The organism is Glutamicibacter sp. AOP5-A2-18 (assembly GCF_052446055.1).
In the GTDB taxonomy this organism is placed as follows: Bacteria; Actinomycetota; Actinomycetes; order Actinomycetales; family Micrococcaceae; genus Glutamicibacter.
In genome coordinates this window covers 691,209-704,352 of sequence record NZ_JBQSVW010000001.1, presented here as the reverse complement: position 1 = coordinate 704,352, position 13,144 = coordinate 691,209, and the positions used below count along the sequence as shown (strand labels likewise).

The window sequence follows — 13,144 nt, the reverse complement described above, 5'->3', positions numbered from 1 at the left end:
GATTGAGTCTATATGAATCCATAGTTATATCGAGTTACCTGATATCAATGAAGACCCTGCATGATGGACGCATCGACTTACTTTCGGCCTGCCCAGGCCCTCATCACAAGATTGGCCGCCATGGCAGACGAGTTCACTTTCAGCATTAGCACCACCAAATTCGACGAGAATTACACTCCCTGTGCCACCTCACGAGTGACCACAAACTTCGCAAATCTGGCCCGTGGTGAGAATCGCCAACAGAACCTGCGCAACGCCCTGACGATGATCAACCGTCGCTTCAATTCGCTGGCTCACTGGGACAATCCTGCCGGCGATCGTTATGAGCTCGAACTGGAAATCATCTCGGCCAACGTGCATTTTGCCGCCGAGAATGAAGAGCAGGATTTTCCGCTTCTTGAAGTTCTAGACACCATCGTTGTCGACCGCCTCACCGGTACCCGTAGCCATGGCATGGTGGGCAATAATTTCTCTTCTTACGTCCGCGATTATGACTTCAGTGTGGTGCTTCCGGCGGCCAGCAACGGCTCGGGTGCTCCTAAGTTACCTGAAGATTTCGGCGACCTTCACGGCCAGCTCTTCCAGCATTTCTTGGATTCGGAAGCCTACCAGCAGCGTTTTAACCAGTTGCCAGTGGTCGCCATCAGCGTCTCCACTTCCAAAACCTACTACCGCACCGGCAATAGTCACCCGGTCCTTGGCTTGGAATACCAGCAGGACGAGAACTCCCTGACCGATACCTACTTCGGCAAAATGGGTTTGCAGGTGCGCTACTTCATGCCTGCAGGTTCCGTAGCTCCACTGGCTTTCTACTTCCGTGGCGATCTACTCAATGACTACACCAACCTGCAGTTGATCAGTCTGATTAGCACCATGGAGACCTTTCAGAAGATCTACCGCCCCGAGATTTACAACGCCAATTGTGCTGCCCCGTCGGTCTACCGTCCAAGCCTGAGCGCTCAGGACTTCGCTCCGACTCGGATCGACTACGACCGCGAAGAACGCACCCGACTCGGAGCTAGCCAGGGTAAGTACACGCAGGAGCACTTCATCATCCCTAATCAAGAATTGCTCAACCAATTTTCCGCCACCTGCCCAACTCCTGTCGCCTGAGAATCGAAAGATAAACGATGACTTCAAAGCTAATTCCAACCTCAATCGTCGGCAGCCTCCCCAAGCCTTCATGGCTGGCCCAACCTGAGACCCTGTGGTCCGATTGGAAGCTCCAAGGTTCCGAGCTGAGCGAAGGAAAGCAAGATGCCATGCGCGCTGCCGTACTGGAGCAGACTCAGCGTGGCATCGACATCATTAGCGATGGCGAACAGACCCGTCAGCACTTCGTCACAACCTTCATTGAGCACCTGAGCGGTGTTGACTTTGAAAAGCGTGAGACCGTGCGCATCCGCAACCGCTACGACGCAAGCGTGCCCACTGTTGTTGGTGCAGTAGAGCGAAAAAAGCCAGTATTTGTTGACGATGCAAAGTTCCTGCGTTCATACACTGACAAGCAGATTAAGTGGACGTTGCCTGGCCCAATGACCATGGTGGACACCTTGTATGACGCTCACTACCAGAGCCGCGAAAAATTGGCCTGGGAGTTCGCTACCATCCTGAATCAGGAAGCCAAGGAACTCGAAGCCGCTGGAGTGGATGTCATCCAATTCGACGAGCCAGCGTTCAACGTCTTTTTTGACGAAGTTGCTGACTGGGGCATTGCAGCGCTGGAGCGCGCATGCGAAGGGTTAAAAGCTGAAACCGTCGCTCACATCTGTTTCGGTTACGGCATCAAGGCCAATAATGATTGGAAGGCCACCCTCGGCGCTCAGTGGCGCCACTACGAGAAGTCCTTCCCACTACTGCAGGCCTCAACCATCAACACCGTATCTTTGGAATCGCACCACTCCAACGTGCCGATTGAAGTCGTTGAGATGGTCCGCGGCAAGAAGGTCATGCTCGGCGCCATCGATGTGGCCAGCGAAACCGTTGAAAGCCCAGAAGAAGTCGCTCAGACCTTGCGCAAGGCGTTGGAATTTGTGGACGCGGACAAGCTGATTGCGAGCACCAACTGTGGCATGGCACCGTTCCCTCGCGACACTGCGCTGGCAAAGCTCAGCGCTTTGAGCGCCGGAGCGTCCATCCTGCGCGAGGAGCTCGTCGGTGCCAGCGTCTAAGGTCACCATCGACGCTACCGATTCGCTGTCCGCGGACGACTTCAAAGCTGTCTTCCGCGGACACCCGGGTGGTGTCAGCGTCATTACGGCAGATGCTGGCGACGGGCCCGTTGCGCTCACTGCCACCTCGGTGGCATCAATCAGCGTTGATCCACCGCTATTGGTCTTTTCGATCTCGGCGTTATCTTCGGCTGCCGACGTTCTTTCTCGTGCGGCAACGATCGTCGTTCATAGCCTGGATGTGCACGACCTTGAGGTTGCCAAACTGGGTGCAACCAGCGGCATTGACCGCTTCGCACAGAGCCAGTCGTGGACACGTTTAAGCACCGGCGAAACGGTGTTTGACAACGTCCGTGCGTGGGTCCGCTGCGAAGTTATTGAACGGATTCAGGCCGGAACTTCCACGGTGATTGTTGCCCGCGCTCTGCAGGCGCACATTGAACGTGATGCTCAGCCGGGCGAACTTGGTGACGCGTTGGTTTACCACAACCGTTCGTGGCATCACCTCAACGAAAATTCACGCCTAAACGGTTAAAACTCTTCGGCCGCCGTCTCATAGACGGCGGCCGAACAGCTTTAGCTGGTCCAATGGCTCTTTGCGTTAGTGCTTGGTCGACTTTCGACGTCCGAGAGCAACAAAGACCGCACCGGCAAGGGCCACCAGCAGCCCCGCTACTCCAGCGGTGACTCCGTCAAAGCCAGTGTTCGCCAGTACTGGTGTTGCGGAGTCGGCGCTCTTCTTTGTGTCTTGCTTCTTAGCCGAAGGCGCTGCACTGACATCACCGGCAGGCTCGATTTCTGCGCTAGCCGACGCAGATTCACTCTCCGATGGAACCATCTCCTGATCAGTTTGTGGTTCGTCGATATCATCGTCTTCTTGCTCCGGCTGGATCCCGAAGAACAATTCAAGGTAGTACGCTCGCAGTTCGGGATTATGGGCAAAGACTTCTTCGAGGAACGCCTGGAACTCAGTGGCGTCTTCATCGCTTTCGATACTTTCGGCGATGAATGGCAGCATCAGGTCAAGCAGTTCGAGGCCTTGGTCGGTGCTTAAGTAAGCTTCCCACTGGGCTTCATCCCAGTCGAAGCTTTCCTCGGGAAGAAGGTCGGTAATGGACTCCCAGAAAGCCAGCTCTTCGTCGGAAAGCTCGGATTCTTCGTCCCAGATGTCATCTTCAGCAAACAATTCGTCAAGAAGACGGTTCATCTCCTGCCCGGCTTCAGTTTGCTCGAAAGCTTCCCATTGAGCTTCGTCCCAATCCTCGCTGCCCTCAGGCATCAGAGCATCGATTTGGGCCCAGCGAGGGTCTTCGTCCTGGTCTGCAACGTCCGTTGGCGTGCTCGTGGACTCTGCTGACTCACTTGCTTCGGCGGTAACCTCCGTTGTGGCTTCGGGCTCCGGGGCCGACGAGGATTCTGCCACCATAGGCTCAGATTTGGCGGCCTCATCGGGCTGGCCAGTTTGTGTCTCCGAGGGCTCAGGTGTCGGGGAAATAGCAGGTTCTGACGTTGCGGTTTCGACAGGCTCCTCTACATCTGGAGTTGCTTGTGACTCAGTCTGAACGACGGCCGCTTCTGATTCGATGACTTCTTCTGCAGGCGATTCTGGTGCAACAGTAACGACGACTGGCTCCGTCGGAGAGTCAACCGACGCTGAAGATTCAGCTGGACTCGAAATGACCTCGTCCGTGACCACTTCTGCATTTGCTGCCGGGCCACAAAGCACCAATCCTGAGATTAGTGCAGTGGACATTGCTGCCGCGCCTAATTTAGTTTTCAATTATCCTGCTTCAAAGGGTGCGAATCGGCGTAATCCTTCACGTCATCATGAATCATGAATTTGCAAATAAATACATGCTGACCTGTGCCGATAGATTGATGATTGAATCTAACGTAGCCCATTAACTGAAGAACCACAATGAAATTTTCTCACAAATCGCTAGGGGCAATCGCCGAATCAATGACTGTCTATTCGGCTTTTTGTCCACGAAGCAGTTCTTGTATTTCGGCGGTCACGACATTTAGCGCCAGTTGGACCTCTACCGCTTTTCTCTTCCATTCTTCGTTCGATTCGTCGTCCACGAACGCGCGCAACCCTGCATCGTCACGATCAACGGCGCCTAGCCAATTCTTCGGCAATCGCTCCGCACCTAGCGCGCCGACCAGTGCCGCCGCTTCGGCACCCATGTCAGTGCTCTTTTCCTTGTCGACATGACCGCCACGACGGCGGAGCTGTCCAAGGCGCAATAACGATTCAAGCTCAAACATGAGCGTCGCTTGTCTCACTGCGAGTTCGCGGTCCTTCGCCGCGATTGATCGGGCGTTGCGCCGATCCAACGCCGACACAATCAACGCAACAATGGACGCACCAACGGCAACCACCACAGCGGCCGCCTGAACCCAGAGGGTTGTCTCTTCTGTAGTCATAACTGAACTATAGGAAGTGCCGCCGACACTTTGGACTAACTATGCACCGTTCAGATTGGTCCACGGCGCCCCGGCGTCCTGAACCGTGTCCAACATGAACTCACACCATGCGTGGGCCGCCGATACGGAAAAGTCCGCATTGTGCGGATATAGATCGAAGCGCGCCTCGCTGGAACCATGCTCGGCGCTTCTTGATTCGCCAAGGCCTACTGCAACTACAGATAGCTAGCCGAGAATGCACCTCGTGGGCTGCTGCGCGTCCGCACCACTGCCAAGGCTGGGCAAGTGCACGCCAAGACTTAAATGGGCGTCCCGTACAAGTTCCGATTTGTCCGGCTTCTCTGGTTCTTGACCTCGGCACACAACTACGTCCCGAACCGATATGGCGCCTACCGGCGGTTGGACTCGGCAACCATCGCGCCGGCATGGAGCACGGCTCCGGACACCACCAGCAGCCCGCCTCCAGCCGGTTCTCCGAGCACGAAAACGATTAGGCCGATTACTACCAACGTCCATCCGATAACCATTGTCGAGGTGGAACCTGCTGAGACCTTCCGGCCATTGCGCTCTGAAGTTTGAGTCATACCCTGATTCTATCCACTGGATCATTTCCACGCAGACCAATACGCTCGGCGCTCGACGATTGAGTGCACTTCTGACGCCGGACTTGTCCAGCTACAGACAGAACAGACACAATAGCCATGTACCCACCGATGATTGGAATTTCCTTGATCCTTCGTGTTCTCGTCCCCTGGCAGGATCTCGTCGACGAGTTGACGCTTCCCGGCATAGAACCGATCCTGTGGCACATCGACGATGATCCGCACGATGCGCCTGAAGCCGACGTCCTGGTCACCGAACGTCCGAGCAACCCTCGTCTACGTTCAAGAGTCTCTCGCATCAAGGGACTGAAGCATGTCCACCTGCTTTCCATCGGATACGAGTGGGTTCTGGAGCATCTTCCGAAACAAGTGTCATTAACAAATTCCAAGGGTGCCGTGGAAGACGCCACCGCCGAACACTGCCTTGCTTTGGTTCTGGCATCTCTGCGCCAGCTGCCGCGAGTCGGCCAGCAGCAGCGCGAGCGCCAGTGGACCAGAACATGGACCAGCTCGCTGCACGGGTCAAAGGTGGTGCTCCTTGGTGCTGGTGGAGTGGGCAGCGAAATCCGCTCGCGGTTGCTGCCCTTCAAACCTGCCGAGCTAACTTCTATTGCGCGCACCGAACGAGTCCATGAGCAGGGCTACCCCGTTCATTCCTTCAATCGACTCTGGGCTATTCTTCCTACCGCCGATGTGGTGATTGTTGCCCTGCCACAGACCCCGGAAACCAAGCAACTTATCGATGCCGAATTCCTCTCGGCAATGAAAAACGGCTCGCTACTGGTCAATGTGGGACGCGGGCCCCTCATCGACACCGAAGCGCTGGTGCAGGAACTGCAATCCGGCAGGCTACATGCGGCCTTGGATGTCACCGACCCCGAGCCGCTGCCGGCACATCATGCACTGTGGAGCGCACCGAATTGCATCATCACCCCTCACATGGCCGGAGACACCGACCAGTTCATTGCTCTGGTCAGTGAACTGGCAGTAAATCAGGTCATTGCCTTTGCGCACGGTGAAAAACTCGCCAACCGAATCATCAATTGACTCGGCGTTGAGCAGCCGATCCCCTAGGCTGGTTCCTACGATGGATACCAGAGTTAAAACGCATCAGACCGGCGGACGAGTCCGCGACATCGCCGAGCAGGATCATGCTGGTGAGGATGAGTTCCGCGTTGATGTAGAACGCATCCGCTTCTCTCCGTATTTTTCACGTCTCTCATCGGTGACGCAGGTGATTCCGCAGGGTGGTTCGGGAACCCTGGTGCATAACCGTTTGACGCATTCGCTCAAAGTCTCAGCAGTGGCTCGTTCCATCGCGATCAACCTCAGATCAACAGATGAATCAACTAGGAGACTAATCTCCGATTTGGGCGGTTGTGACCCTGTAGTTGTACAGGCGGCGGCCGCAGCACACGACCTAGGTCACCCGCCTTTTGGTCATCTTGGCGAGCAAGAACTCGATCGGGTCGCCCGTAATATGTTGGGCCTGCCGGACGGTTTTGAGGGCAACGCTCAGAGCTTTCGCATCCTTACCGCTTTAGACAGTTGCGGAGCCACTCCACGCGGAATGAACCTCACGCGAGCAGTTCGGGCAGCGGTTTTGAAGTACCCATGGACGCGCAATGAATGGCGAAGCAAGGGACCAATTTCCCCAGAGCTACTGCCCCGCGGCATCGGCACAGACCCCTCTGCTGGGGCGATGAAATACTCTGCCTACGATATCGAAGCCGCAGAGATGGCCGATGTACTTTCGGTATTTCCTGGAATAGCCCAATATCAGCAGACCTTGGAATGCTCGGTAATGGATATTGCTGACGACATCGCTTACGCGGTCCATGACCTTGATGATTTCTACCGCGCCGGAATCTTGCAGTACACGAGCGTCTCGGCCGAATTACGCGCATGGCTGGATCACTCAGCCGAGCTCAAAACACTGAAGACGGCAGAGTTGGATCAGCGCCAACCAGGGCACGCCTTGGAGCTAACTTGGCGACGCCTTGTGGCGAAGGACCCTTGGATCGCCAATCCTGATGCGTTCCGTGATTCCGTGCGGCGCGTGGACCATGACTTAGTTGATGGACTTCTAGCCGTTCCTTATGACGGAGGGTTGCAAGCAGATCGCGCGGTGACCGCATTTACGCGCCGCTGGATCGACAGGCTCCAGGCATCGGTGACGGTTGATCGGACACCTATTGTTCGTAGCGGCCATATTCGCCTGAGCGAGGAGGCCTGGCATGACGTTGTTGTCCTCAAGTTTGTACATTCACGTTTCGTCCTAGACCGTTCCGACTTGGCCGTGTATCAGCGCGGTCAGACTAGGATCATCCGCTCGTTGGCAGAAGGATTTAATACCTGGCTCAATGATCCAGATGACGCGGGCCGCGCACCGCGACGGCTTTTAGATTCGGTAGAAGCAACCACCGAGGAATACCGTCATCTTCGAGAGACCAACCCTGAACTGTTCTCTCAGGCTGGGCCGAACGAAATTCAACGGTTGGGTCAGGCACGAGCCATCGTCGATTACATTGCTTCATTCACCGATACACAAGCAGTCTCGTTGAACTCACTACTCACGGGAACCTCTGACAGTCTTTGGGAAGCAGGCCGAGGGCTGTAACCGCGCCTCGCGGTTCAGCCCAGCCACGCGCTACACGGCTAGTGCTAGTTCAGAGAGTTCCTCCGCAACAATCTTCTGCATCAAGGAATAGGTCTGCTCGGGATTAATTCCTGCGTTGAAGTGTCGTGCCATGAGTACAGCCATCCGGTCAGCGGCTTCATTAAAGCAATTGCCGTTGTGCCCACGCACCCAAATAGCACGAGTGTCTCCCCTGCGACGCGCCATCGCTACATCAATCGCGATGTCATGAGCGCCCCGTTGGCTCTGAAGTCCACTGACGGCATCATTTACGGATTTGACCAACGCCTTGCAGTCGCTGAATATGATGAGGTCCGAATCTACGGGCGTGTGGCGAAGCGCCAATAATGCCCCCGTGGTTTCTGCCATCAACGGACTACGTGAAAAACGCTTAGGCGTAACTTGCGAAGCCCAATGTCCTTGCATGGTGACCATGGCTCCGGCACCTCGATCTTGTCCATGATGAGGAAGCGAACCGTCGGTATAAGCAATGACCGAAGACCGTGATTGATAGGCCTGCCGGGTAGCAGCCAGGGCCTGCGTGTTCACGTGATTTGCAAGTTCCATATTGAGGCCGAATAACCATGCAGGATTCAGGCAAAAAACTGGGTTCGACGCTAGCTCTTGATGACCGAGTCCGTCACGATTCGAGATGAGAATGTCTATCGCACCGGAACAAGCAATACGGCTACTGCCAGTAAACTCCGCGATGACATCGAGAATCGCCACATCTAACTCGCCGCTGCCACAAGTTCCGGTCAGGGTGATGACCGGACGATGGATGGAATCACACAGCGTGACGGCGAAATCGAAGTGCAGGCCCCTCTGACTGCGTTGAGCCAGATGTCCATGCGACATTATCGACGAAGAAAATGGCACGTAGCCATGTTTTTGCCCTGTTGCGTCACGCGTAAATGCGGAGCGCTCTACAACGGCAAGAATTCTGGTGGGTTGTGTTTGGCGCGCCTCGGTAGCAAATCTCCGCACCCCATCAGCATCTAAAACTATGGATATCCGAGATCCTGGGAAATGAGTAGTCACCATTCCTCCTAGCGCCTAAATGACTTGAAAATGATCCTACTGCCATTCACCGACACTTTGGTTTCTGACGCGTTAAATATCCTGTTTCTTTGGCCATAAAAGCAATTAGTGAATCCAACAATTCCAGCACCGACCCTCGTTGTACCGACTTTCACCACGTGAGGTCCCACTGTAATGCGCCGGAAGAATCGGACTGTATTCTTATCGCCTCTAGTCAGGTGCGCCTCTAATTGCGCAAAAAATATTGACCGTTACCCCTGCACGAGTAACGGTCAATACTGTCTACTCAACAGCAGCGGTCTAAAGTTCTAGAGGCCCAGGCTATGGATCAGCTCGGACAGGGACACAAGGAGATTGCTCAACATCAAAAATACTTCAATCGATTTCGTTGCGTAGTTTCTTTCAGCCAGTCACAGATTCTCTTCCTGACAATTACGACACTATTATCATTGGATTCAAAGCAAAAGTGATTTATACAAAATGAGAAAGTTTTTACACTCAGGAAATGAGCGTTTTACATGCGCACTGTTGATTCGCTTTCCTTCGTTTGATAAGCGCCATCACCTTGCCAGGCGCCACGAAGTCGACTCGCAAGAAGTCTGACTTAGGACAGTTCACCAAAGTGTTGGTGGCGAATGCCCTTGAACAGGCCTATCGAACTGCCACTAGCTACTGTTGGTATAGGGCCCGATCCGACTTGAGCAAGGCGAGACAATGAGATTCTTCAAGAGCCAATTTCACAGCGACTATTCCGACCCAGCTGATAGCTTGGGCCTGCACGTGTTGAACGAGCGATCTGAAGAGCTCTATACCTACAACAGCTACCGCGATGTGTGGCTCATGGATCGAGTGAGTGCCGGGCACTATTTCTTCCCTGAGCTCTATGCGGAAGTAGGTCACCTGGTTTTTGAAGAGGTCACGGCAGAAGACGTACCCGCCCTACTAGGTGAACTGGAGTCCGTTGCTTCTGAACCGCCTGCGCATCATCAGCACGTTCAAGGCGCCGAGCCCTCCGAGCGTGAACAAACCGATGGGTTGACGTCTGCGCAGCTGGGTATAGCGCAGCGCCCAAAAGAGTAGGAAGCCCCGACGAGGAAGAGTCGCGCCGCGAAATAACGTGAACACTAGAAACTTTTTGATGTATTACTTAAAAGTTTGAAGCGCCACCCGCAGGTGACGCCTCAAACTAGCTAACTTTGGTGACTACTTGGTCAGCAGTTCCAGAGCCTTGTTCAGCGTTGCGCTTGGGCGCATAACTGCTGCGGTCTTAGCTTCGTCCGGACGGTAGTAGCCGCCCAGGTCAACAGCCTTGCCCTGAACCTCGGCGAGCTCGGAAACAATAGCTTCCTCGTTCTCGTCCAGTGCCTTGGCTACTGCGGAGAAGGCTTCAGCAAGCTGAGCGTCCTTGTCCTGCTTGGCCAATTCTTCTGCCCAGAACTTGGCCAGGTAGAAGTGGCTGCCGCGGTTATCCAACTCGCCAACCTTGCGCTTAGGCGACTTGTCTTCCAGCAGGAAGGTGCCGGTTGCGGCATCCAAGGTGTCTGCCAGCACCTGGGCGCGAGCGTTGTCGTTGTTGACCGCCAGGTGCTCGAAGGAAGCACCCAGGGCCATGAACTCGCCCAGGGAATCCCAGCGCAGGTGGTTTTCGTTCACCAGCTGCTGGACGTGCTTTGGAGCCGAACCACCGGCACCGGTCTCGAACAGTCCGCCGCCAGCCAGCAGCGGAACGATCGAGAGCATCTTGGCCGAGGTGCCCAGTTCCAGGATCGGGAACAGGTCGGTCAGGTAGTCGCGCAGTACGTTACCGGTCACCGAGATGGTGTCTTCGCCCTTGCGAATGCGATCGATGGTGTACTTGGTGGCGTCAACCGGGGACAGGATTTCGATGGTCAGGCCATCGGTGTCCAGTTCCTTCAGGTATTCGTTGACCTTGGTGATCAGCACGGCATCGTGTGCGCGCTTCTCATCAAGCCAGAACACTGCAGGAGTCTGGGATGCACGAGCACGGTTCACGGCCAGCTTTACCCAGTCACGGATTGCAACGTCCTTGGCCTGGCATGCACGCCAGATGTCACCGGTGAAGACCTGGTGCTCGATGAGCACTGCGTCGTTCTCGTCAACGATCTGTACATGACCATTGCCAGCGATTTCGAAAGTCTTGTCGTGGGAACCGTATTCTTCGGCCTTCTGAGCCATCAGACCAACGTTTGGCACGGTTCCCATGGTGGTTGGATCGTAAGCACCGTTGGCACGGCAGTCATCGATAACAACCTGGTAGATGCCTGCGTAGGAGGAATCCGGAAGAACAGCCAGGGTGTCTGCGGTGTTGCCCTTGGCATCCCACATCTTGCCGCCCAGGCGGATCATTGCTGGCATGGAAGCGTCAACGATGACGTCCGATGGGACGTGCAGGTTGGTGATGCCCTTGTCGGAATCGACCATGGCAACTGCTGGGCCTTCTTCCAAGCCCTTAGCGATCAGCTTCTCCACGCCGGCGCGAACGTCGTCAGAGAGTTCATCTAGGCCACCGAGAATAGCTGCCAGACCGTTGTTAGGGTTCAAACCGGCCGCTGCCAGCTCGTCGCCGTAGGTGTCGAACAGTTCGGAGAAGTAAGCCTTCACAACGTGGCCGAAGATGATTGGGTCAGAGACCTTCATCATGGTGGCCTTCAGGTGAGCGGAGAACAGCACACCCTCTTCCTTGGCGCGTGCCACGGAGTTCTTCAGGAATTCCGAGAGTGCAGATACGTGCATGACGGTGCCGTCGATGACTTCGTCCTTGAGCACGTCGAAAGGCTTCTTCAGAACCTTTACTTCGCCATCTTCGCCAACAAAGCGGATCGAGATCTTCTTGTCCGCATCAATAACGATGGACTTCTCATTCGACGCAAAATCGTCAGCACCCATGGTGGCGACATTGGTCTTTGAATCAGCGGTCCATGCACCCATGGAGTGTGGGTACTTGCGAGCGTAGTTTTTTACGCTCAGTGGAGCGCGGCGGTCGGAGTTACCTTCACGCAGCACTGGGTTCACAGCCGAACCCTTGATCTTGTCGTACCGCGCGCGGACATCGGTCTCTTCATCCGAAGATGGGTTGTCCGGGTAGTCAGGCAATGCGTATCCGGCGGCCTGCAACTCTGCAATGACAGCCTTGAGCTGTGGGATCGAAGCTGAGATGTTTGGCAGCTTGATGATGTTTGCTTCTGGGGACTTGGCTAGATCGCCAAGTTCTGCCAAAGCATCGCCGATGCGCTGCTCTTCGGTGACATAGTCAGGGAAGGTAGCGATGATGCGACCGGCCAGCGAGATGTCGCGGGTCTCAAGTTCCACACCTGCAGTCGAAGCGAAGGCTTCAACGATTGGTAGGAACGAGTGAGTCGCCAACATTGGCGCTTCGTCGGTGTGGGTGTAAATAATCTTTGCCATAAGGTGTGGCGTCTCCCTGAACGTCGTGCGGAAGCGGTGTTAACCGCCCTGAACTCAACGTTCCAAATCTACCCGATTTTGGAGTTCACCACACTTTCACAATCTGCGAAACCTTCATCGGAACATCAATCCTGCCCCGAAATGCCGGGATGAATAGCACCGGAGCGGTTTGTCACATTTAAGTTAATCTCGCATAACTCAATGCGGTTCGCCCTACAGCTTTAGGAGTCCGACGGTCCTGCAGAGGAAATTTGCATCAATTCTTTGACTGCCTGTTCAAAGAATTCCGATGGCACTGCGCTAGTTCCAGCTTTTTCTGCTTGGGTAAAGCACTGCCAAGCAACACGCCACGTCGAAGCCACTACCTCAGATGTCAGCGACGCTTGCATGGGCGTTACCAATTCTCGCGCGGTCAAGGACTGGGTCAGCTCCACCACGAGTTCCTGTTCTCGCTGAGTGGCGATCAACAACAATTTGGGATCGGCGAGCATCAGACGGCTCACCCTGCGGAACTCATGCTGTTCAATCTCAGTAGAAAAATGTTCGCGACAAACTTGAAGTAGCGACTGAAAGATGTGCGAAGCAGAGGTGCCGTGGGCGATTTCTAGGTCGGTCAGAGCATTCACCAGCTCCCCTTGCCCGGGAACTATGGCCGACTCTTTTGAATCAAAATAGCGGAAGAATGTGCGCGAAGAGATGCCCACCCGTTGTGCAATGCGCGCAACCGTCGTAGCTTCCAACCCTAGCTCCTCTACGAGATCCAAAGCCGCAGCCTGAATCTTGCGCGAAGTTTCAGCCTTGCGTTGATCACGAATCCCCATGCTTTCCTCCATACCCGA

At 55.0% G+C, this 13,144-nt stretch carries 12 protein-coding genes; 6 read left to right on the top strand and 6 right to left on the bottom strand.

All coding sequences use genetic code 11. The features are described from left to right. Positions 1-120: 120 nt before the first annotated feature. The 3 genes from ACT3RW_RS03380 to ACT3RW_RS03370 are packed head-to-tail and all read left to right on the top strand — an operon-like array spanning position 121 to position 2,706. Positions 121-1,113 (top strand): putative oxygenase MesX, encoded by a 993-nt coding sequence (locus tag ACT3RW_RS03380; protein WP_444612820.1) that lies wholly within the window; start codon positions 121-123, stop codon positions 1,111-1,113. A gap of 17 nt (positions 1,114-1,130) precedes the next feature. Further along, positions 1,131-2,171, top strand: a complete 1,041-nt coding sequence (locus ACT3RW_RS03375) for a methionine synthase (protein WP_131090237.1) — start codon at positions 1,131-1,133, stop codon at positions 2,169-2,171. Then, on the top strand, positions 2,158-2,706 hold the full coding sequence (locus ACT3RW_RS03370; RefSeq protein ID WP_131090238.1) for a flavin reductase family protein: 549 nt from the start codon (positions 2,158-2,160) through the stop codon (positions 2,704-2,706). Before ACT3RW_RS03375 ends, ACT3RW_RS03370 begins: the two co-directional genes overlap by 14 nt. A gap of 66 nt (positions 2,707-2,772) precedes the next feature. Here the strand turns inward: ACT3RW_RS03370 and ACT3RW_RS03365 are convergent, their stop codons facing one another. From ACT3RW_RS03365 to ACT3RW_RS03355, 3 genes are all read right to left on the bottom strand, one after another. Further along, on the bottom strand, positions 2,773-3,924 hold the full coding sequence (locus ACT3RW_RS03365; RefSeq protein WP_444612819.1) for a hypothetical protein: 1,152 nt from the start codon (positions 3,922-3,924) through the stop codon (positions 2,773-2,775). 215 nt (positions 3,925-4,139) lie between these two features. Continuing rightward, positions 4,140-4,598, bottom strand: a complete 459-nt coding sequence (locus tag ACT3RW_RS03360; protein ID WP_444612818.1) for a hypothetical protein — start codon at positions 4,596-4,598, stop codon at positions 4,140-4,142. A 389-nt stretch (positions 4,599-4,987) separates the two neighbouring features. Beyond that, positions 4,988-5,182 (bottom strand): hypothetical protein, encoded by a 195-nt coding sequence (locus ACT3RW_RS03355; protein WP_131090241.1) that lies wholly within the window; start codon positions 5,180-5,182, stop codon positions 4,988-4,990. Between the two features lie 129 nt (positions 5,183-5,311). Here ACT3RW_RS03355 and ACT3RW_RS03350 point away from each other — a divergent pair, with 129 nt between their 5' ends. Further along, positions 5,312-6,247, top strand: a complete 936-nt coding sequence (locus tag ACT3RW_RS03350) for a 2-hydroxyacid dehydrogenase (RefSeq protein WP_444612817.1) — start codon at positions 5,312-5,314, stop codon at positions 6,245-6,247. Positions 6,248-6,287: 40 nt separating this feature from the next. Next, a complete protein-coding gene (locus tag ACT3RW_RS03345; protein ID WP_444612816.1) occupies positions 6,288-7,820 on the top strand; it encodes a deoxyguanosinetriphosphate triphosphohydrolase family protein in 1,533 nt (510 codons plus the stop codon). A 30-nt stretch (positions 7,821-7,850) separates the two neighbouring features. Here the strand turns inward: ACT3RW_RS03345 and ACT3RW_RS03340 are convergent, their stop codons facing one another. Continuing rightward, positions 7,851-8,879 (bottom strand): RNase H family protein, encoded by a 1,029-nt coding sequence (locus tag ACT3RW_RS03340; protein WP_444612815.1) that lies wholly within the window; start codon positions 8,877-8,879, stop codon positions 7,851-7,853. Between the two features lie 714 nt (positions 8,880-9,593). On the opposite strand from ACT3RW_RS03340, the gene ACT3RW_RS03335 reads away from it, so the two are divergent. Beyond that, entirely contained in the window at positions 9,594-9,959 is a 366-nt protein-coding gene (locus ACT3RW_RS03335) for a hypothetical protein (RefSeq protein ID WP_444612814.1), read from the top strand. A gap of 123 nt (positions 9,960-10,082) precedes the next feature. Here ACT3RW_RS03335 and ACT3RW_RS03330 read toward each other — a convergent pair whose 3' ends face one another. Further along, a complete protein-coding gene (locus tag ACT3RW_RS03330; protein ID WP_444612813.1) occupies positions 10,083-12,305 on the bottom strand; it encodes an NADP-dependent isocitrate dehydrogenase in 2,223 nt (740 codons plus the stop codon). Between the two features lie 221 nt (positions 12,306-12,526). After that, a complete protein-coding gene (locus tag ACT3RW_RS03325; RefSeq protein WP_444612812.1) occupies positions 12,527-13,126 on the bottom strand; it encodes a TetR/AcrR family transcriptional regulator in 600 nt (199 codons plus the stop codon). Positions 13,127-13,144 lie beyond the last annotated feature (18 nt).